The sequence below is a fragment of the Streptomyces sp. NPDC026672 genome (genome assembly GCF_040638185.1).
GTDB lineage: Bacteria > Actinomycetota > Actinomycetes > Streptomycetales > Streptomycetaceae > Streptomyces.
The window spans coordinates 1-20,305 of the sequence record NZ_JBEZXS010000039.1 but is presented as its reverse complement, the minus strand read 5'-3'; the positions used below and the strand labels follow the sequence as shown (position 1 = coordinate 20,305).

General features: G+C 73.2%; 14 protein-coding genes. 3 read left to right on the top strand and 11 right to left on the bottom strand.

From position 1 onward, the window contains the following. Positions 1 to 2: 2 nt before the first annotated feature. The 8 genes from scpB to AB0F77_RS33365 all read right to left on the bottom strand — a co-directional run bounded on the left by scpB (position 3) and on the right by AB0F77_RS33365 (position 10,460). Positions 3 to 653: an SMC-Scp complex subunit ScpB gene (gene scpB, locus AB0F77_RS33400; protein ID WP_361955466.1), complete on the bottom strand. Its 651-nt coding sequence runs from the start codon at positions 651 to 653 to the stop codon at positions 3 to 5. Next, a complete protein-coding gene (locus AB0F77_RS33395; protein WP_361955464.1) occupies positions 650 to 1,615 on the bottom strand; it encodes a segregation/condensation protein A in 966 nt (321 codons plus the stop codon). The genes scpB and AB0F77_RS33395 overlap by 4 nt, the downstream gene beginning before the upstream one ends. An 821-nt stretch (positions 1,616 to 2,436) precedes the next feature. Beyond that, the gene (locus AB0F77_RS33390; protein WP_361955462.1) at positions 2,437 to 3,063 is read right to left on the bottom strand and encodes a hypothetical protein; all 627 of its coding nucleotides are present in this window, start codon (positions 3,061 to 3,063) and stop codon (positions 2,437 to 2,439) included. Then, positions 3,048 to 4,184 (bottom strand): ParA family protein, encoded by a 1,137-nt coding sequence (locus tag AB0F77_RS33385; RefSeq protein WP_361955460.1) that lies wholly within the window; start codon positions 4,182 to 4,184, stop codon positions 3,048 to 3,050. The genes AB0F77_RS33390 and AB0F77_RS33385 overlap by 16 nt, the downstream gene beginning before the upstream one ends. Before the next feature lie 387 nt (positions 4,185 to 4,571). Continuing rightward, positions 4,572 to 5,696 (bottom strand): alanine dehydrogenase, encoded by a 1,125-nt coding sequence (ald, locus tag AB0F77_RS33380; RefSeq protein WP_361955458.1) that lies wholly within the window; start codon positions 5,694 to 5,696, stop codon positions 4,572 to 4,574. A gap of 134 nt (positions 5,697 to 5,830) precedes the next feature. Further along, positions 5,831 to 7,897 carry a tetratricopeptide repeat protein gene (locus AB0F77_RS33375; RefSeq protein WP_361955456.1) on the bottom strand — a complete coding sequence of 689 codons (2,067 nt, stop codon included), beginning with the start codon at positions 7,895 to 7,897 and terminating at the stop codon, positions 5,831 to 5,833. A gap of 164 nt (positions 7,898 to 8,061) precedes the next feature. Next, positions 8,062 to 8,688 carry an NUDIX hydrolase gene (locus AB0F77_RS33370; RefSeq protein WP_361955454.1) on the bottom strand — a complete coding sequence of 209 codons (627 nt, stop codon included), beginning with the start codon at positions 8,686 to 8,688 and terminating at the stop codon, positions 8,062 to 8,064. 101 nt (positions 8,689 to 8,789) lie between these two features. Next, the gene (locus AB0F77_RS33365) at positions 8,790 to 10,460 is read right to left on the bottom strand and encodes a CTP synthase (protein WP_361955452.1); all 1,671 of its coding nucleotides are present in this window, start codon (positions 10,458 to 10,460) and stop codon (positions 8,790 to 8,792) included. A 534-nt stretch (positions 10,461 to 10,994) separates the two neighbouring features. On the opposite strand from AB0F77_RS33365, the gene AB0F77_RS33360 reads away from it, so the two are divergent. From AB0F77_RS33360 to AB0F77_RS33350, 3 genes are all read left to right on the top strand, one after another. Further along, the gene (locus tag AB0F77_RS33360) at positions 10,995 to 12,797 is read left to right on the top strand and encodes a glycoside hydrolase family 15 protein (protein ID WP_361955576.1); all 1,803 of its coding nucleotides are present in this window, start codon (positions 10,995 to 10,997) and stop codon (positions 12,795 to 12,797) included. An 88-nt stretch (positions 12,798 to 12,885) separates the two neighbouring features. Further along, positions 12,886 to 14,268, top strand: a complete 1,383-nt coding sequence (locus AB0F77_RS33355; protein ID WP_361955450.1) for an FAD-binding oxidoreductase — start codon at positions 12,886 to 12,888, stop codon at positions 14,266 to 14,268. A 78-nt stretch (positions 14,269 to 14,346) separates the two neighbouring features. Beyond that, positions 14,347 to 16,041 carry a PucR family transcriptional regulator gene (locus tag AB0F77_RS33350; RefSeq protein ID WP_361955448.1) on the top strand — a complete coding sequence of 565 codons (1,695 nt, stop codon included), beginning with the start codon at positions 14,347 to 14,349 and terminating at the stop codon, positions 16,039 to 16,041. A 48-nt stretch (positions 16,042 to 16,089) separates the two neighbouring features. Here AB0F77_RS33350 and AB0F77_RS33345 read toward each other — a convergent pair whose 3' ends face one another. From AB0F77_RS33345 to recN, 3 genes are all read right to left on the bottom strand, one after another. Beyond that, positions 16,090 to 17,214, bottom strand: coding sequence for a glycosyltransferase family 4 protein (locus tag AB0F77_RS33345; protein WP_361955446.1), 1,125 nt, complete (start codon positions 17,212 to 17,214; stop codon positions 16,090 to 16,092). A gap of 355 nt (positions 17,215 to 17,569) precedes the next feature. Then, positions 17,570 to 18,331, bottom strand: coding sequence for a hypothetical protein (locus tag AB0F77_RS33340; protein WP_361955444.1), 762 nt, complete (start codon positions 18,329 to 18,331; stop codon positions 17,570 to 17,572). A gap of 56 nt (positions 18,332 to 18,387) precedes the next feature. Further along, entirely contained in the window at positions 18,388 to 20,130 is a 1,743-nt protein-coding gene (recN, locus tag AB0F77_RS33335; RefSeq protein WP_361955442.1) for a DNA repair protein RecN, read from the bottom strand. Between the last annotated feature and the right edge of the window lie 175 nt (positions 20,131 to 20,305).

The following is a 20,305-nucleotide window of genomic DNA, read 5'->3' as shown; positions in this document are numbered from 1 at the left end:
TCTTAGTCGTCTGCGTCGTCTGCCCCGGGCGCGTCGGGCGCGTCCGGGTCGAACGACGGTACGCCCTCCTGGGTCTCCGCCTCGATCGCCTCCGCCTCCGGGAGGAAGGGCGCGAGCTCCGGGAGCTCGTCCAGGCCGCGCAGGCCCATCCGCTCCAGGAAGTAGTTCGTCGTCCTGTACAGGATCGCACCTGTTTCGGGTTCCGCGCCCGCCTCCTCGACCAGACCGCGCTGGAGCAGGGTTCGCATCACGCCGTCGCAGTTGACACCGCGGACGGCGGAGACGCGGCTGCGGCTGACCGGCTGGCGGTAGGCGACAACGGCCAGGGTCTCCAGGGCGGCCTGGGTGAGGCGGGCCTGCTGGCCGTCGAGGACGAAGCCCTCGACGGCCGCCGCGTACTCGGGGCGGGTGTAGAAGCGCCAGCCGCCCGCGACGAGGCGCAGCTCGAAGCCGCGGCCCTGGGCCGTGTACTCGTCGGCCAGTTCGCGCAGCGCGGCGGCGACGCGGCGCCGGGGACGCTGGAGGATCTTGGCGAGGTGTTCCTCGGTCGCGGGTTCGTCCACGACCATGAGGACCGCCTCCAGGGCGGGTCTGAGGTCGAGGCCGGCGACGTCGCCGGGTCCGGCCGGGGTGTCGGTGGTCCGCTCGCTCACGCCTTCTTCTCCTCCTTGGGCTCCTCCGGGGACCGGTCGAACTCGTCGGTCACCCTCGGTGTCTCCGCGTCGTCGCCTCCGGTCCAGCGCACGAGCAGATCGCCGAGCGCCGTCTCCTGTTCGAGCGCGACGGCCTTCTCCCGATACAGCTCCAGCAGGGCGAGGAAGCGGGCGACGACGGTGAGCGTGTCGTCGGTGTCCTCGACGAGCGTGCGGAAGCTGGCCTCGCCGAGGTCCCTGAGGCGGGCCACGACGATCCCGGCCTGCTCCTGCACGCTGACCAGGGGGGCGTGGATGTGGTCGACGTAGACCTGCGGCTTGGGCCTGGGCTGCATGGCCTTGACGGCCAGCCTGGCGAAGCCCTCGGGGCCGATGCTGATGACGACCTCGGGCAGCAGCTCGGCGTGGTGGGGTTCGAGGCCGACGGTACGGGGGTGGCGGCGGGCCTCCCGGTCGAGGCGGTACTGGAAGATGTCGGCGATCTGTTTGTACGCGCGGTACTGGAGCAGCCGGGCGAAGAGCAGGTCGCGGGCCTCGAGCAGGGCGAGGTCGGCCTCGTCCTCGACCTCGGCGGCGGGCAGCAGGCGGGCGGCCTTGAGGTCGAGCAGGGTGGCGGCGACGACGAGGAACTCCGTCGTCTGGTCCAGGTCCCAGTCCGGGCCCATCGCCCGGATGTGCGCCATGAACTCGTCGGTGACCTTGGACAGCGCCACCTCGGTGACGTCGAGCTTGTGCCGCGAGATCAACTGCAACAACAGATCGAACGGCCCCTCGAAATTCCCCAACCGAACAGTGAAAACCCCGTCCACCTGCTCCGCCGCGGGGACCTCGGCGGGCTCGGCGGATGCCGGACCGGCGGAGGCCGACCGGTCGCCGATCCGAACGGGCAACGATGCCCCGGCAGAGACAGCAGAGCCGCCCCACGCGGGCGAAGAGGGCACGGCGGGAGCCACAGGGGCCACCGCGGGCTCGGCGGCATCGCCAGGCGCCGGAACTGGCGGAGACGGCTCGGCATCGGCCCGGGTGGGCCGCGGGGACTCGACGGGCTCACCGTGCGCGGAGGAAGAAGGCGGGGCGGGGACCTCGGCGGGCGCGGCGGCGTCGGGGGGTGCCGCAGCGGTGGTGGCCGACCGGGCATCGATCCGGGCGGGCCGCACCGGCTCGGCAGACCCAGCGGAATCGCCCTGCGCGGACGAGGAGGACGCGGCAGGAGCCGTGGGGGCCGTCGCGGGCTCGGCGGCATCACGAAGCACCGGTGCGGATGGAGACGGCCCGGCATCGGTCCGAGCGGGCCGCGACGGCTCGACAAGCCCGGCGAAATCGCCCTGCGGGGACGAAGTAGGCACGGTGGCGGGCTCGACGGCGTCGCTCCGGGCGTGTGACAGCAGCTCAGCGGACCGGGCGGAGTCGCCCCGCGCGGGCGAAGACGACGCGGCGGGGGCCGTCGCGGGCTCGGCGGTGTCGTGAGGTGCCGGAGTGGGTGGAGAGGGCTCGGCGTCGGTCCCGGCGGGGCGCGGGGGGTCGGTGGAGGCGCCGGGCTCGGGTGGGGGAGGCGGTGCGTGGGGCGGAGTGGTGGGGGCCCTCGGGGGTGTCTCGGGCTCGGTGGGGGCTTCCGGGGTGGGCCGGGTGGGGGCTGGTGGGGTGGGGGGCGTGGCCTCGGGTGGGCCCGGTGGGGTTGGGCGGGGGACGCCCGGGCCTCGGCCCAGGGGGCGTCTGCGGCCGGCGGGAACGTCGTTCGAGGTCATAGCCGTCGCAGGCTATCGTCTGGTGCCCGCGGTGCCGACTACCGGCCGCGCAGCCGCCGTACCAGGATGCTCGCGTCGCCCCGCGACTCCAGGTCGGCCAGCACCACGGCGACCGCTTCCCGGACGATCCGTCCCCGGTCCACCGCGAGTCCGTGCTCACCGCGGAGCACGAGCCGGGCGTGCTCCAGGTCCATCAGCTCCTCGGCGGAGACGTACACGGTGATCTTCTCGTCGTGCCGCTCCCGCCCGCTGGGCCGCCGGGCCGCGGCCCGCCCCCGCTTGCCACCGCCACGCTGCTGCTGGGACTGGGCCTGCGCCTGGGCCCCGGCGGCCGCCGCGGCGCCGCCAGAACCTTCCTGCGCCGGCTGCCCCTGCCGCCGCGCGGCGGTCCGTTCCCCCGCCGCCGGGGCGGTACGGCTGCGGGACTCGCCGGCGTCGGCCGGCTCCGCCTCCGTGGCCACGTGCTCCGCCCCGTCCCCGTCCCCGCTCTGCACGGGCACGGACTGCGGCGCGTCCTCGGCGGCGGCCGGATCGCTCTCCCCCGCGGGTGCCGGCACCCGGGCCTCGCCGTTCGCCGGGCGCCGGGGAGTGGACGGCTGGAGCGCCATTCCCCCTGTCGTACGGAACAGTTCGTCGGCCCCCGGCAGACTCACTCGGCGTGACACCGGGCGAGCACCTCCCTGGCGAGCTGGCGATAGGCGGCGGCACCGACGGAGTTGGAGGCGTACGTGGTGATCGGCTCGCCCGCGACCGTGGTCTCCGGGAAGCGGACCGTGCGGCCGATGACCGTGTGGTAGACGTGGTCGTCGAACGCCTCGACCACGCGGGCCAGCACCTCACGGCTGTGGACCGTGCGCGAGTCGTACATCGTGGCGAGGATGCCGTCCAGTTCCAGCTCGGGGTTGAGCCGCTCCTGGACCTTCTCGATGGTCTCGGTCAGCAGCGCCACACCGCGCAGCGCGAAGAACTCGCACTCCAGCGGCACGATGACCTTGTGCGCGGCGGTCAGCGCGTTGACGGTGAGCAGACCGAGCGAGGGCTGGCAGTCGATCACGATGTAGTCGTAGTCGTCCATCAGCGGCTTCAGCGCACGCTGGAGCGTGGACTCGCGCGCGACCTCGGAGACCAGCTGGACCTCGGCGGCCGACAGGTCGATGTTGCTCGGCAGCAGGTCCATGTTGGGTACCGCGGTCTTCAGGAGCACCTCGTCCGCCGACATGCCCCGCTCCATGAGCAGGTTGTAGACGGTGAGGTCGAGCTCCATCGGATTGACACCGAGTCCCACCGACAGCGCGCCCTGCGGGTCGAAGTCCACGAGCAGCACACGACGGCCGTACTCCGCGAGCGCGGCACCCAGGTTGATGGTCGACGTCGTCTTGCCGACGCCGCCCTTCTGGTTGCACATCGCGATGATCGTCGCGGGTCCGTGATCGGTCAGCGGACCCGGGATCGGGAAGTACGGCAGCGGGCGCCCGGTCGGGCCGACGCGCTCGCGACGCTGGCGCGCCGCGTCGGGCGCGAGCGTGGCCGCATACTCGGGATCGGGCTCGTACTCGGCGTCGGGGTCGTAGAAGTGCCCCTCGGGCAGTTCGTCGTAGTCGGCGAAGTGGTTGTGGGGCGCGCCACTTCCGTCGCCGGCCATGGCGTTCACGTGATGGCCATCCATGCTCTGGGGTGCTGAGTGAGTCACGCCTGCGGACCGGTGACTCTGATGGGCTGCGAAGGTGCGCACAGCGACGGAGCCGACAGCCTCGAATCCCGCAGGGCCCTGGCCCCGGACAGGCATTCCTGGTTGACCACCCCCGGGAGAAAATGTCGACTCATTCACAAGTCGTCTTACCTCCTTGGTGACCAGGGAACTTCTAGACAGGTCAGCGTGGCACCATGCCGACGGTTGGCGACTCTATGGCGTGTCGGGCGTCCGCAGCAACACAATCCGCCGGACCCGGCCGGATGTGTCGGCAATGAAACATCCCTCTGTCAAGGGCGTACGGCCGTCGCACAGCAGGTTTCACCGGTGTGCGAATCGGTCGAAGGGTTACGTTCGAGGCGAGTTGACCGAGTGCCGCAAAGTGACCATACACACATCCGGCCGGACCTTGTGGGGCAAGGTCCGGCCGTGCGTATGCGGTTGACGCGACGTGTTGACGTATCGCCTTTACGAAATGGTGACTTAGCCGAGCAGGCTCTCCAGGTCCGTGTGCGGCAGACCGTGCGCCTCGGCGACCTCGCGGTAAACGACCTTGCCGTCATGGGTGTTGAGGCCCCTGGCGAGCGCCGGGTCGCGCCGCAGGGCCTCCGCCCAGCCGTTGTCCGCGAGGGAGACGATGTACGGCAGCGTCGCGTTGGTGAGCGCGTAGGTGGAGGTGTTGGGCACCGCGCCGGGCATGTTGGCGACGCAGTAGAAGACCGACCCGTGGACCTTGAAGGTCGGCTCGGCGTGCGTGGTGGGGCGGGAGTCCTCGAAGCAGCCGCCCTGGTCGATCGCGATGTCGACAAGGACACTTCCCGGCTTCATGCGGGAGACCAGCTCGTTGGTGACGAGCTTCGGGGCCTTGGCGCCCGGGATGAGGACGGCGCCGATGACGAGGTCGGCCTCCAGGCACGCCTTCTCCAGCTCGAAGGAGTTGGAGACGACGGACTGGATCTTCGTGCCGAAGACCTTGTCCGCCTCCTTGAGCTTGTTGATGTCCTTGTCGAGCAGGGTGACGTGGAAGCCCATGCCGACGGCGATCTGCGCGGCGTTCCAGCCGGAGACGCCGCCGCCGATGACGACGGCCTTGGCGGCCAGCACTCCGGGGACGCCGCCGGGCAGCACCCCGCGGCCGCCGTTGGCGCGCATCAGGTGGTAGGCGCCGACCTGCGGGGCGAGGCGGCCGGCGACCTCGGACATCGGGGCCAGCAGCGGCAGGGCGCGGCCGGGCAGCTCGACGGTCTCGTAGGCGATGGCCGTGGTGCCGGACTCCAGGAGGGCGTCGGTGCACTCCTTGGAGGCGGCCAGGTGGAGGTAGGTGAAGAGGGTCTGGTCCTTGCGGAGGCGGTGGTACTCCTCCGCGATGGGCTCCTTGACCTTCAGCAGCAGGTCGGCGGTGGCCCACACCTCGTCGGCCGTCTCCAGGATCGCCGCGCCGGCGGCCACGTACTCCTCGTCCGGGATCGACGAGCCGACACCGGCACCACGCTCGATGACGACCTGGTGGCCGTGGCGCACCAGCTCATGGACGCCGGCGGGGGTGATGGCCACCCGGAACTCGTTGTTCTTGACCTCGCGGGGGATGCCGACCTTCACGTCGATCACGGTCCTTGGCTCAGAGGGTGTGGGGCATGGTGACGCAATCCCGGGCACGCAGGGCACACCAGGAGACACCGCAGGAGAACGTGCGGCAGAGCCAGTCTAATGAAGGTGTTCCGACTGTCTAGCCTTTCATTGCATCAATCTTTGCCGGGTGTACTACGGATTTCGCAGGCGTTAGCGCCGTGTTCCGGCTCTGGATCACCGGTGGAGCCGTCCGGCGGCTCCTCTCCCAGCATGCGCTCGGCCGTTCCCCGGTGCAGGCGGGCCGCGGCGCCGTCCCCGAGGTGCTCCAGCGTGTCGGCCAGGCGCAGGTGCAGGGCGGCCTGGAGCCGTACGTCCTCGGCGCGGCGCGCCCACTCCACCGCCTCCTGGCAGGTGTGCAGCGACTCCTCGGGCCGGCCCGCGTACTCCTGGACCCGCGCCAGTTCGCTCAACGCCCGTGCCTGGGCCGCGACATCACCGTTCTTACGATGTCCGGAAACCGCCGCCCGCCAGTTGCGCAGCGCCTCCCCGTAGCGGCCCGCGTAGGTGTGCGCGGTGGCGATGCGGCCGTACAGCCGGGCGGCGTCGGCGCGCTCGTCGCGGGCCAGCCGCTGGGCCAGGGCGCGGCCGAACCAGTCGGCGGCCCGGTCGTGGTCCCCGAGCTCCTGGTGCGCGCCGCCTACGGATTCCATCGCGCGGCCGGTCGCGTACGGGTCGTTCGCCTCGCGTCCGGCGTCCAGCGCGGCCCGGTAGCGCACCAGCGCGTCGGCGGTGCGGCCGGTGCGGGCGTCCAGGTCGCCGAGGTTCAGCAGGGCGGCGGCCTTCTCGCGGGGCAGGTCGCGGCGCTCGGCGACGTCGAGGACGAGGCCGTGGACGCCGTACAGGTCGGGGGCCGCCGCCTGGGTGCCGACGTGCGCCACCATGGTCCTGACGAGCTGGGACATCAGCCGGCGCGCCAGGGTGTCCAGCTCGCCGTCGGCGACGGCGAGGCGGGCGGAGGCCAGCAGGGCGGGCCGGCGCACGGACAGCCACTCGGCCGCCGCGCGGGGGTGGGGGAAGCGCAGGGCGCGGGGCAGTCCCTGGAGGCGCTGGCGGGCCTCGGGGTTGTCGGTCTCGGTGATGGCGCGGCAGGACTGGAGCAGCCGCACGGTCCGCTCCAGCATGCGGGCGCGGGCGAGCTGGAGTTCACCGGGACGGTCGTGGGTCTCGGCGTAGGCCCGCAGCAGGGGGTGGAGGCAGCCGGGGACCTCGTACTGCGGCAGCGGGGACGGTACGGCGTGCAGCAGGCCGAGGGCGGCGAGGTCGTCCAGGGTGGTGCGGGCGGCGCCGACCGAGCAGCCCGCGAGGGCCGAGGCGGTGTGCGGGTCGACCAGACCGGCCGGGGCGAGGGAGAGCAGGCGCAGGGTCCGGGCGGCCGGGGCGGGCAGGTGGTCGTGGACGAGACGGAAGACCCGGCCGAGCGGGGTGGTCTCGTCACTCTCCGCGTGCAGCCGCTTGGCGAGATCGGCCACGGACACGGTGGGGCGGGCGGCGAGCCAGCCGCCGGCCAGGATCAGCGCGGCGGGCTGGGCGCCGCACACCTCGACCAGTCCCTCGGCGGAGCGCGGGTCGACGGTGACGCGGACCGAGCCGGTGTAGCGGGTGAGCAGTTCCAGGGCCGACTTGGTGTCCATGCCGCCGAGGGTGCAGGGGCGGACGTCCGGGATGCCGGTGAGGGGGCCCGCGGAGACGGCCACGACGAGGCAGTCCGGGGAGTCGGGGAGCAGGGCGTCGACCTGGTCGGCGCCGACCGCGTCGTCCAGCAGGAGCAGCGTCCGGCGCCCGGCGAGGGCGTCGCGGAGGTCTCCGCTGAGGTCGTCCTCGGAGGCGCCGGGCGGGGTGGGCAGACCGAGGGCGGTGAGCAGTTCGCGGGCGGCGCGCTCGACCGGTACGGGGGTGCCGTCGGGTTCGCGGAGGCGGGCGCGCAGCACCCCGTCGGGGTAGCGGTCCGCGACCCGGCGGACGAGTTCCTCGGCGAGCGCGGTGCGCCCCGAGCCGGCCCGGCCCGCGATGAGCAGCACCCGCGCGCGCGGGGCCTTGCGACCGGAGAGGGTGTCGAGTCCCGCGCGCTCGATGTCGGCGCGCAGTTCCTTCAACTCCCTCGCACGTCCCAGGAACTGACTCTCCGTGGCCTGGTGTCCCGACAGCTGTACGCCGTCCGTGTCCACCGCCTGATCCGTCACGGGCAACACTCCCGTCCCACCTGTTTTCGGCTCACTCTCGAATGAGCCTAGTTCACGCTCTGCGACGTTCCGGGCGGAGCGCGACGGGCACGTCCCCCGATCGGATCAGCCGATGGTCACATCGGACGAGGAACGGGCGGCGAGGACGGGCGGGGGCGGTGGGCTCAGGACGCGAAGGGACGCGCGGGCCACGGCGCGTCGGCCGGCCGCAGCGCGTCGAGTCCCGCGCCGGTGCGCGCGGCGACCAGCGAGAGGACGCCCACGATCAGGCAGTTGTTGTGCAGCTCCCCCGCGAGCGCGCCCCGCACCAGCTCGGCCACGGGCACCCGCGCGTGCTCCAGGTCGGTCTCCTCGTCCTCCGCCGCGAAGCGCTCGCCCTCGGCCTCGGACAGATCGCGGGCGAGGAAGACCCGTACGGCCTCGTCGCAGCCGCCCGGCGTGGTGTAGACGTCGGTCAGCACCCGCCAGTCCTCCGCCTTGACGTGGGCCTCCTCGTACAGCTCCCGCTGGGCCGCGTGCAGCGGGTTCTCGCCGGGCACGTCGAGCAGGCCTGCGGGGATCTCCCAGAGCTTGTGGCGGACCGGGTGGCGGTACTGGCGGATGACCAGGACCCGGTCCTGGTCGTCGAGGGCGAGGACGGCCACGGAGCCGGGGTGCACCTGGTAGTCGCGGCGGACGACCGACCCGTCGGGCATGACCACCTCGTCGGTGCGCACGGAGGTCTTGTTGCCGACGAAGGGGGTCTCCGTGGCCCGGATCTCCCACTCCACGGGGGTGTCCTTGATCGTCATGCCCTGCCGCCTTCCACACGTGCTGGAACGGTTCCGGCCACACGGAACCGGGGTGCCCGCCCGGTGGGGGCGGGCACCCCGGCCACCGTACAACCGGCGTACTACTTCGAGTTCGCGCCCTCGTCCGCGGCCCGCCGGCGCTCGACCGACGCCTTCACCAGGCCCGCGAACAGCGGGTGCGGGCGGGTCGGGCGCGAGCGCAGCTCCGGGTGCGCCTGCGTGGCCACCAGGTAGGGGTGGACGTCGCGGGGGTACTCGACGTACTCGACGAGCTTGCCGTCCGGGGAGGTGCCGGAGAACTGGAGGCCGGCCTTCTTCTCCAGCTCCGCGCGGTAGGCGTTGTTCACCTCGTAGCGGTGGCGGTGGCGCTCCTCGACGTACTCCTTGCCGTCGTACACCTCGCGCACGATCGAGCCCTCGGCCAGCTTCGCCGGGTACATGCCCAGCCGCATGGTGCCGCCCATGTCGCCCTCGCCGGCGACGATGTCGAGCTGCTCGGCCATGGTGGAGATGACCGGGTGGGCGGTGCCGGAGTCGAACTCGGTGGAGTTGGCGTCCGGGATGTCGGCGAGGCCGCGGGCGGCCTCGATGACGATGCACTGGAGGCCGAGACAGAGACCGAGCAGCGGGATCCGGTTCTCGCGGGCGTAGCGGATCGCGCCGACCTTGCCGAGCACGCCGCGGTCGCCGAAGCCGCCTGGGATGCAGACGCCGTCCACGTCGGCGAGCTGTGCCGCGGCGCCCGCCGGGGTCTTGCAGTCGTCCGAGGTGACCCACTTGATCTTGACGCGGGCCCGGTTGGCGAAGCCGCCCGCGCGCAGCGCCTCGGTGACCGAGAGATAGGCGTCGGGCAGGTCGATGTACTTGCCGACCAGGGCGAGGGTGACCTCGTGGTCGGGGTTGTGGACGCGGTCGAGCAGGTCGTCCCAGGTCGTCCAGTCCACGTCGCGGAAGGGCAGGTCCAGCTTGCGCACCACGTAGGCGTCCAGGCCCTCGGTGTGCACGACCTTCGGGATGTCGTAGATCGAGCGGGCGTCGGGGCAGGCCACGACCGCCGCCTCGTCGACGTCGCACATCAGCGAGATCTTGCGCTTGATGGCCGTGGGGACCTCGCGGTCGCAGCGCAGGACGATCGCGTCCGGCTGGATACCGATGTTCCGCAGGGCCGCGACCGAGTGCTGGGTGGGCTTGGTCTTCAGCTCGCCCGAGGGACCGATGTAGGGCAGCAGTGAGATGTGCACCACGAAGACGTTGTCCCGGCCGACCTCGTGGCGGACCTGGCGGACCGTCTCCAGGAAGGGCAGCGACTCGATGTCGCCGACGGTGCCGCCGACCTCCGTGATGACGACGTCGACCTCGTCGGTGGCCATGCGCCGGATGCGGTGCTTGATCTCGTTGGTGATGTGCGGGATCACCTGCACCGTGTCGCCCAGGTACTCGCCGCGCCGCTCCTTGGCGATGACCGTGGAGTAGACCTGGCCTGTAGTGACATTGGCGGTGCCGTCCAGGTCACGGTCTAGGAAACGCTCGTAGTGTCCGATGTCCAGATCGGTCTCGGCTCCGTCGTTGGTGACGAAGACCTCACCGTGCTGGAACGGGTTCATCGTGCCCGGGTCGACGTTCAGGTAGGGGTCGAGCTTCTGCATGACGACGCGCAGTCCCCGTGCCTTGAGCAGCATGCCCAGGCTGGAGGCCGTGAGGCCCTTGCCGAGAGAGGAGGCGACACCCCCGGTGACGAAGATGTGCTTGGTCGTCGTTGATTTGGGCGGCATGGCCAAGAGGGGGCTCCCGTGGTCTCGGTACGAGGTGCGGTACGGCTGCCGGACCGGAGGTTGCCGGGGGTGCCGTCGCTGCGGTTCGGGGGACCCCTTCGGTCATTCCGGCCGCGTGGGGCTCCCACCGGTCCACGGGCTACCAGGGTATCAGCGCCCCACGGCCGCGACTTCCGGCAACGCTCCGCACACGCACGGACACACGCGCGTACTTCTCACCGGCTTCTCACCCTGTGCTCACTCGTTCGGCGCACACGGGTTGCCCGGAGCGGCACGCAGATCATCTACGTGCGTCGTATCCTGCTCGGACATTCGCTGCCGAGCCCGGCCGGCAACACGGCACACCCCCGCCTGTTAACCACCGGAACAACGAGAGCTCGTCAGTTCGTTGAGCATGGAATGCCGTTTTGCCCGTATGGCCGGACGACAACCTTGCTTCACCGCTCAACGACGCACATAAACGACCCCCCAATGACCGCACTAGCGACCCCCTTGTCCCAAGGGGGCGACGTGGCCGTTCGACTGGAGTTGCACGTGGCCGGGCGCATCGAGGATTACGCACTCATCGGAGACATGCAGACCGCTGCCCTGGTCTGCCGGGACGGCACGGTGGACTGGCTGTGCCTGCCCCGCTTCGACTCGCACGCCATCTTCGCCGGTCTGCTGGGCACGGAGGAGCACGGCTTCTGGCGCCTCGGCCCGGCTCACGCCGCCGACGCCGAGCCCCCCACCGCCGCCCGGCGCACCTACCGGGGCGACTCGCTGATCCTGGAATCCGAGTGGGACACCCCGCGCGGCACGGTGAGAGTGACGGATTTCATGCCGCCGCGTGACGGCGCGCCCCAGCTCATCCGGATCGTGGAGGGCGTCACCGGCCGGGTGCCGATGCGTTCGGCCCTGCGGATGCGCTTCTCCTACGGCCGGGTGGTGCCGTGGGTGCACAAGCACGAGGGGCGCACCGTCGCCGTCGCGGGCCCGGACTCCGTGTGGTTCGACACCAGCGCGGAGACGTACGGGAAGTCCCTGACGACGTACGCGGACTTCACCGTCGCGCCCGGCGACCGGATCGCGTTCACCGTGTCCTGGCAGCCCTCGCACAAGGAGCCGCCGCCGCTGCCCGAGCCCGAGCAGTCGCTGGAGGCGACCGAGGAGTTCTGGCGCGAGTGGGTCGAGCACTGCACGTACCACGGGCCCTACCGCGAGGCCGTGATCCGCTCCCTGATCACCCTGAAGGCACTGACCTACGCCCCCACGGGCGGCATCGTGGCCGCGCCCACGACCTCGCTGCCCGAGGACATCGGCGGCGTCCGCAACTGGGACTACCGCTACACCTGGCTGCGCGACGCGGCGATCACCCTGTCCTCGCTGCTGCGCACCGGCTACCGCGAGGAGGCCCGCGCCTGGCGCGAGTGGCTGCTGCGCGCGGTCGCCGGCGACCCGGAGAACCTCCAGATCATGTACGGCATCGCGGGCGAGCGCGAGCTGGGCGAGGCCGAGCTGGACTGGCTGCCCGGCTACGAGGACTCCGCGCCGGTCCGGGTCGGCAACGGAGCGGCCCACCAGCTCCAGCTGGACGTGTACGGCGAGGTCACCGAGGCGCTGCACCTGGCCCACATGACCGGTCTTGCCCGCAACGACTACGCCTCCCTGCTCCAGCTGAAGCTGATCCGCTACCTGGAGGACCACTGGGACGAGCCGGACGAGGGCATCTGGGAGGTGCGCGGGCCGCGCCGCCACTTCGTGCACTCGAAGGTGATGGCCTGGGTCGCGGTGGACCGCACGATCAAGCTGCTGGAGTCCGGGGAGGCGGACGGCCCGCTGGAGCGCTGGCGCGAGCTGCGCGACGACATCCACCGGGACGTGTGCGAGAAGGGCTACGACAAGGAGCGCAACACGTTCACGCAGTCGTACGGCTCGAAGGAGCTGGACGCCTCGCTGCTGCTCATCCCGCAGATGGGCTTCCTGCCGCCGGACGACAAGCGGGTGATCGGCACCATCGAGGCGATCCAGCGCGAGCTGTCCACGGCGGACGGCTTCATCCTGCGCTACCCCACCGAGGGCGAGCACGAGGGTGTGGACGGCCTGCCCGGTGACGAGGGCGCCTTCCTGGCGTGTTCGTTCTGGATGGCGGACGACCTCGCGATGATCGGCCGCGTGGACGAGGCCCGCAGGCTGTTCGAGAAGCTGCTGTCGCTGCGCAACGACCTCGGGCTGCTGGCCGAGGAGTGGGACCCGCGCCGCAAGCGCCAGGTCGGCAACTTCCCGCAGGCGTTCAGCCATGTCCCCCTCATCGACACGGCCCTGCGCCTGACGGCCTCCGGGGCGTACGGCGGCTGAGCGGCGGAGGGTCGCCGACGCGACCGGGTGACCGGGCCCGCCTAGGCTGGGAGCGGACGATTTCCCCTTTTCCGGAAAGGGGGCGGCCATGGCTTCCCCTTCGAAGGCGGGCGCGGCCCTGGCCGCGCTGCGCGAGGACCTGACCGGCGACGTGTTCGCGCCGGGGGACGCGGGCTACGACGACGCCCGCGCCGTGTTCAACGGCCTGATCGACCGGAGACCGGCGGTGATCGCGCAGTGCGCGGACGAGGCGGACGTGGTCCGGGCCGTGCGGTTCGGCCGGGACCTCGATCTGCCGATCGCCGTGCGCGGCGGCGGCCACAGCGTGGCCGGCATGGCGCTCGGCGACGCGGCGCTCGTGATCGACCTGCGCCGGATGCACGAGGTGACGGTCCACCCCGGCGCCGAGGCGGTACGGGTGCAGGGCGGGGCGACGATGAGCCATCTGGACCGCGCCACCCAGCCGCACGGTCTCGCCACCACCGGCGGCCGGGCCTCGACCACCGGGGTCGGCGGCTTCGTCCTTGGCGGCGGCACCGGCTGGCTGGACCGGGCGTTCGGACTCGCCGTCGACAACCTCCTCGGCGTCGAGCTGGTGACCGCCGACGGCGAGCGCACCCACGCGAACCCGGACGAGCACCCCGAGCTGTTCTGGGCCCTGCACGGCGGCGGCGGGAACTTCGGCGTCGCCACGGCGCTCACCCTCCGGCTGCACGAGCTGCCCGCCTTCGCGATCGCCCTGGTCCTGTTCGAGCCGGAGTTCGGCCCCGACGCGGTGCGCACCTTCCGCGAGATCCTGCGCACGGGTCCCGACGAGGCGGGCGGCGGCGTCCTGTACGTCACGGCGCCTCCGGAGGACTTCGTGCCCGAGCAGCTGGTGGGGCGGCTCGCCTGCGCCGTGCTGCTGACGTACGCGGGCGGCGAGGAGGACCTGCGCAAGCTCGCCGAACCGCTGCTCGCGCTGCCGCACGCGGGCGAGGTCGTCGGGGCGATGCCGTACGCCGACGTGCAGTGCATGCTCGACGATCCGGCCGGCCAGCGGAACTACTGGTCGGCGGAGTACCTGGCCGACCTGCCCGACGAGTACGTGGACGTCTACTGCGCCCGCGCCGACGGCATGCCGGTGCCGTCCGGCACCCAGCACGTCCTGTTCCCGCAGGGCGGCGCGATCGCGGCGGGTCCGTCCGAGTACCCGGTGCCCTACCGTGCCGCGCCCTGGGTGGTGCACCCCTTCGGCATCTGGTCGGACCCGGCCGACGACGAGCGGGCCAGGGCCTGGGTGCGCGACGTGCGCGCCGACGCCCGGCCGTGGAGCACCGGCGCGGTCTACCTCAACTTCATCGGCGACGAGGGGCCGGAGCGGGTGGTGGCCGGGCTCGGCGAGGAGAACGCCGTGCGCCTCGGGCGGGTGAAGCGGCAGTACGACCCGGACAACGTGTTCCGCTTCAACCACAACATCAAGCCGCGCTAGCGGGGCGGCCCGGCACCCGGTGCGGGCCCCTCGGTCCCGGGATGTCCCCAGGGTGGCCGCGCGGGTAGCGTCCGCTGCATGAACAGCGGCAGCGGCGGTGCGGAGGACGGGGCGGCGGGCGGGACGGAGCACGGGACCGATGGTGGGGCCGGGACGCGGGGCGCCGGGATCACGGTGCGGCGGGCGCTGGAGCTGCCCGGACTGCGCGGCGGGCTCCCGGAGGTCCTGGCGGGCGCCGACCGCCTTGAGCGCACCGTGCGCTGGGTGCACGCGGGTGAGGTTCCGCACATCGCGTCCCTGCTGCGGGGCGGCGAGCTGCTGCTGACCACGGGCTACGGCCTCGGCACCCGGCCGGCCGAGCAGCGCGCGTTCGTGCGCACCCTCGCCGAGCGCGGGATCGCGGCCCTCGTCGTGGAGCTGGGTCCGCGGTTCGCCCGGCTGCCCGCGGCCCTGGTCGACACCGCGCGCGGCGCCGGGCTGCCGCTGGTGCAGCTGCACCGCGAGGTGCCGTTCGTGGCGGTGACCGAGGAGATCCACACCGAGATCGTCAACGGGCACTACGCGCTGCTCCAGCGGGCGGAGGAGGTGCACCGGCGGTGCACGCAGGCGCTGCTCGGCGGGGGCGGGGTGCCGCAGGTCCTGGAGATCCTGGCCGGCTTCGGGGACAACCCGGTCTTCCTGGAGACGCCGGACGGGCAGCTCCTGTACGCCGCCGGGTCGGGGCCCGAGGGCGCCGACCCGCTCCAGGTGTGGGAGGGGCTGCGCGGCCGGCGCGGGGACGGTGGGACGCCGCCGCCCGCCGGTTCGGTCCTGGTGGACGTGCCGGGCGGTGGCCCGGGGGCGGGCGCGGTGCGGGCCCGGCTGGTGGTGCTGCCGGTGCACGGGCCGTCGGCGCCCGTGCACCGCATGGCCGCCGAGCGCGCCGCGGGGCTGCTGGCCGTCGTGCTGATGCAGGCCCGCCAGGAGGAGGAACTGGCGGCGCGCGGGCGGGGCGACTTCCTCACCGACCTCGCCGAGGGGCGGATCGACGCGGAGGACGCGCCCGCGCGGGCCCGGGTGCTGGGTTTCCGGCCGGGCGCGGGACCGCTGCTGCCCGTGGTGATGCGGCTGGGCGGCACTCCGGCGGCCGGTGGCGCGTGGGCGGTGCTGGCACGGGCGGTCGGGGAGGAGCTGGCGTCGGTGGGGGTGCCGATGCTGCTCGGTGTGCGGCCGGTCGAGGGGCGGGTGCCGGTACTGGTGGGGCTGCGCGCGGAGGGGGAACGCACGGCCGTGGCGGACCGGGTGGCGGCGGCGCTGCGGGCGGGTGCGGAACGGGCGGGGGTACGGCGGACCGGTGCGCCGGCCCCGGTGGTGGTCGTGGGCGTGGCGGGCGGCTGGGCGGCGGCGTCGGCGGGGCTGCGGCACGCGGCGGAGACGGCGGCGGCCGCGCAGGGGCTGCCGGAGCGGGCCTGGTACGACGCCCGGCGCCTCGACATCGACCTGCTGCTGTGGCGGTTGCGCGACCATCCGGACCTGGCGGCGTTCGTGGACCGGGCCGTCGGGCCGTTGCGGGACCACGACCGCCGGTCCAGGCCGCCGCTGCTGCCCACGCTGGAGACGTATCTGGCGCACGCGGGCCGCAAGGCCGAGACCGCGCGCGAGCTGCACCTCAACCGGCAGACCCTCTACAACCGCCTGGCCCGCATCGGCGAACTGCTCGCCACGGACCTGGACGACCCCCAGACGGTACTGACGCTGAACCTGGCCCTACGAGCCCGCAGACACGTTCCGTAACCTCCCCGGGAGCCGGTAACTCCCCCGGGGGGCACGGCAGAACGGCTGTCAGAGAGGCGACGGCTGGGTCAGTTCGTCGTAGATGCTGAGGACTTGGGCGACCGTTTCGTCCTCGGTGGGCCAACTCTCGGCCTGGCGTGCGCCCTTGTCGCGCAGTTCGTCGCAGCGGGCGGGGTCGCGCAGCAGCCGCAGGGCGGCGTCGGCGAGAGCCTTCACGTCGCCGTAGGGGACGAGTTCCGCGGCGTCGCCCACGAGGTCGGGGGTGCCGCCGACGGCCGTCGCGACGAGGGGCACCCGGGCGTGCAGCGCCTCCTGCGCGAAGACCGAGCGGGACTCCCAACTGCTGGGCAGCAGCGCGAGATCGGCGGCGGCGAGGAGTTCCCCCGCGTCGTCGCGCACCCCGAGGAGCCGTACCGGCAGTTCCTCGTCCTCGATGCGCCGCTGGAGCTCGGGCCGCAGCGGCCCCTCCCCCACGACGACGAGCAGCGGCACGGGGTCGAGTCGGCACAGCGCCCGGCTGGCGTCGAGCAGGACGTCGTAGCCGCGCCGGGGTTCGAGGGGGCCGACGGCGACGAGCAACGGGCGTCCGGTGGCGCCGAGTTCGGCACGCAGCTTGGGGCGCCGGCGGTCGGGGTCGTCGGGGTTCACGGTCCTGCGCCGGCCGGGCAGGCCGATGCCGGCGAGCCGGGCGTCTCGGGCACCGGCGCGGCGGACGCGGTCCACGAGGTCGGAGCTGGTGCCGAGCACGACGGTGGCGCTGCGCACGACCCGCTTCTCCAGCATCCGCTGGAGATGGGCGCGGGCGCCCTCGGCCTCCGCCCGGTCGTGCCAGGTGACGACCAGGGGGGTGTGCCGTCCGCTGAGGGCGAGGACGGCGCGGAAGGAGGCGTGCAGACCGTGGGCGTGGACGAGGTCGGCGTGCGCGCAGGCGGTGCGGAGCGCGGCGAGGGAACCGGGGTCGGTGCTGCGGGGGACGTGGACGTGGTCGGCGCCGACCCCGCCGAAGTCGTAGGCGTCCTCCGCCTCGTCGGGGGCGCACACCGTGACGCGTACGCCTCTTGCGACGAGCCCCGCGGCCAGGGACCGCACGTGCGCGCTGCTGCCGACGTTGCCTCCGCCGAGCACCTGCACGGTGCGCAGCGGCGACTGACCGTGCGGTGCGTTGCTGCTCACTGGGCTCCTGATTCGGCGTCGAACGGTCACGACGAGACGTACAGAAGGTATCGGGCATAGGGGGGTACCGCGTGCGCCTCCCGCACGTAACGCGTTCCTGCCAAGGATGCCAGGACGCACGGGTGTTCCGGGAACCCGAGGAAGCCGCACCCCGGGGAGACCCACGGCAATGCGCCATCACATGTCACCCACAAGAGTGAGCATTTCCCCGAACCGGCCGATGGACAGGGGGCGCGCACGGGGCACTGGGGGCGCATGGGAAGCACATCAAACCGAACACACGCGCGGGCGCACACCTCCGACGCCCCCTCCCCGCCCGCCCCGAATGGCCCGAACCATTCCTTGTACCCACCACCTAGCCACGGCCGGCCCCCCACCGCGCAAACCCACTCACCCACTCCCCGCCCCACGCCGCGAGCACCACCCCCACCGCGTGCGCGAGCAGCCCCGCCCGCCCGTGGGACACGACGGCCGCCGCTCCCACCGCGGCGCCCAGCCCATGGGCACCCGCGTCACCGAGCATCGCGCGCCCGGCGGCGTCCTCGGGGAGCACCGCCGCCGCCGCTCCCACCGCGGCCGCGGCGAGTTCCGCGCCCGGCCCCGCGCGCAGCAGACCCGGTATGCCCAGCGCGAGTACCGCGGCGGCGGCCCGGCCGGGGCGTACGTCCACCAGGTTCACGAAGTGCGCGGTACCGGCGATCACCACACCCGCGAGCACCTTGTCGGGCCACCGCCGCTTCAGCGCGGCCCCCGCGGCCAGTCCCGCCGCCGAGATCCCGAACAACTTGACGGCCCCGCTGGTGACTTCGCCGTCCCGCAGCGCGGTCAGATGCGCGCGGAAACCGCGCCGCGCGTCACCGGCGACGTCGTCGTGGGCACCGCAGGCCCCGGCCGCGAGGACCGCGAACGCGGCGGCGGGGTGCGTCCGCGCCGCCCCGGCCGCCGCCCCCAGCACGCCGGCGGGTCCCGCGTACAGGTCGACGACGCGTCCGGCGTGATTGGTCCGCAGCCAACGCCCGCGCCCACCGGGCGCCGTGGCACGCAGCACGACGGTTCCGGCCCGGGTGAGCACGGCGGCGAGAACGAGGGCGGCGGCCCCACGACGACGAGTGATCATCCCGCCACCCTAGGGGCCGGGCCGCACCCCGGGGACCCGTCGCCGGGCCCCCGTTGTCAGCCGTCCGTGCGGGCCGTTGCGAGGAGTTCTTCCGCGTGGGCTCGGGCCGTTTCGGAGTCCTCCTGGCCGGCGAGCATCCGGGACAGTTCGCGCACCCGCTCCTCGCCCTCCAGGACCTTGACGCCGGAGCGGGTGACCGAGCCGTCGTCGGTCTTCTCGACGAGGAGCTGCCGGTCGGCGAACGCGGCGACCTGGGGCAGGTGGGTGACGACCACGACCTGCGCGGTCTTCGCGAGCTTCGCCAGCCGCCGCCCGATCTCGACCGCGGCCTTGCCGCCCACACCGGCGTCGACCTCGTCGAAGAGATAGGTCGGCACGGGATCGGTCCCCGCGAACACGACCTCCACGGCGAGCATCACACGCGACAGCTCACCGCCGGACGCGCCCTTGGCGATGGGCCGCGGCGGCGCGCCGGGGTGCGGGGCGAGCAGCAGCTCGACCTCGTCGGCGCCCGAGGGCCCGTACCCGACCGTGCGCCCGCCGACCTCGACGCCCTCGGGGTCCTCGGTCTGCCGGATGTCGAAGGACACCCGCGCGTGCGGCATGGCGAGGGAGGCCAGCTCGGCGGTCACCGCGGCGGCGAACCGCTCGGCGGCCTCCGTGCGCGCGTCGGTCAACGCCTGGGCGAGCCCGCCCAGTTCGGCACGGAGAGCGTCGCGTTCGGCGGTCAGCTCACCGATCCGCTCGTCGTCGCCGTCGAGTTCGGTCAGCCGCGCGGCGCCCTGCTCGGCCCAGGCGAGCACGGAGGCGATGTCGTCGCCGTACTTGCGGGTGAGGGCGTTCAGCGCGGCCCGCCGCTCCTCCACGGCCGCGAGCCGCAGCGGGTCGGCGTCCAGGTCGTCGGCGTACCCGGCGAGTTCGCCCGCGACGTCGCCCAGCAGGATGCCGACCTCGCCGATCCGCTCGGCGAGCGAGGCGAGCGCCGGGTCGTGGGAGCGCACGGCCTCCAGGGCGCGGTGGGCGCCGGCGACGAGGGTCGCCGCGTCGACGCTCTCGGGGTCCTCGGGGTTGCCGGCGAGCGCGGCGTGCGCGGCGGTCGCGGCCGACGACAGCGCCTCGGCGTGCCCGAGCCGCTCGGCCTCCTCGGCCAGCTCCACGTCCTCGCCCGCGCGCGGTTCGACGGCGGCGACCTCGTCGAGGCCGTAGCGCAGCATGTCGGCCTCCTGGGCCCGCTCGCGGGCGCGGGTGACGATCTCGTCCAGCTCGACGGAGGCCGCCCGCAGCCGCCGGTACGCCTCCGCGTACTTGGCGAGGGGGCCGGCGACCGCGTCCCCGGCGTACCGGTCGAGCGCCTGCCGCTGCCGGGACAGCTTGAGCAGCCCCTGCTGGTCGGTCTGCCCGTGCACGGCCACCAGTTCGTCGGCCAGCTCCGCCAGCATGCCCACGGGCACGCTGCGCCCGCCGAGGTGCGCCCGGGAGCGCCCTTCGGCGGAGACGGTACGGCTGATCAGCAGCGCCCCGTCGTCGAGCTCGGCCCCGGCCTCCTCGGCCCGTACGACGGCCGCCGTGCCCTCGGGCACGGCGATCCGTCCCTCCACGACCGCGTTCTTGGCGCCGATCCGCACGAGCGCCGGATCCGCGCGCCCGCCGAGCAGCAGGCCGAGGCTGGTGACCACCATGGTCTTGCCCGCACCCGTCTCACCGGTGACGGCGGTGAATCCGGGCGACAGCTCGACGACGGCATCGTCGATGACCCCGAGCGACCGTATCCGCATCTCCTCCAACACGGACACGACCATACGAGGTCCGACCCGGGAAGTGCGAGGCGCCCTTGTCACTCACCCGGGTGTCGACGCCCAGCGGGGGCCCGGACAGGCCCCTAGGGCGTGTTTCGAAAGTAGCGCCGTCCGCCCGGAGGGCGGGGCCCGCGGCGTCTGGTGCGTGCAGTCGCAAGGCGGAGGATCGCCCTCGTAC

What these genes read in the sequence shown, in the direction of transcription:
- AB0F77_RS33385 (WP_361955460.1), bottom strand. Translation starts at nt 4,184, where the DNA reads ATGCCTGTCCGGGGCCAGGGCCCTGCGGGATTCGAGGCTGTCGGCTCC.
- AB0F77_RS33370 (WP_361955454.1), bottom strand. Translation starts at nt 8,688, where the DNA reads ATGACGATCAAGGACACCCCCGTGGAGTGGGAGATCCGGGCCACGGAG.
- AB0F77_RS33365 (WP_361955452.1), bottom strand. Translation starts at nt 10,460, where the DNA reads ATGCCGCCCAAATCAACGACGACCAAGCACATCTTCGTCACCGGGGGT.
- AB0F77_RS33355 (WP_361955450.1), top strand. Translation starts at nt 12,886, where the DNA reads ATGGCTTCCCCTTCGAAGGCGGGCGCGGCCCTGGCCGCGCTGCGCGAG.
- AB0F77_RS33350 (WP_361955448.1), top strand. Translation starts at nt 14,347, where the DNA reads ATGAACAGCGGCAGCGGCGGTGCGGAGGACGGGGCGGCGGGCGGGACG.
- AB0F77_RS33340 (WP_361955444.1), bottom strand. Translation starts at nt 18,331, where the DNA reads ATGATCACTCGTCGTCGTGGGGCCGCCGCCCTCGTTCTCGCCGCCGTG.
- recN (WP_361955442.1), bottom strand. Translation starts at nt 20,130, where the DNA reads ATGGTCGTGTCCGTGTTGGAGGAGATGCGGATACGGTCGCTCGGGGTC.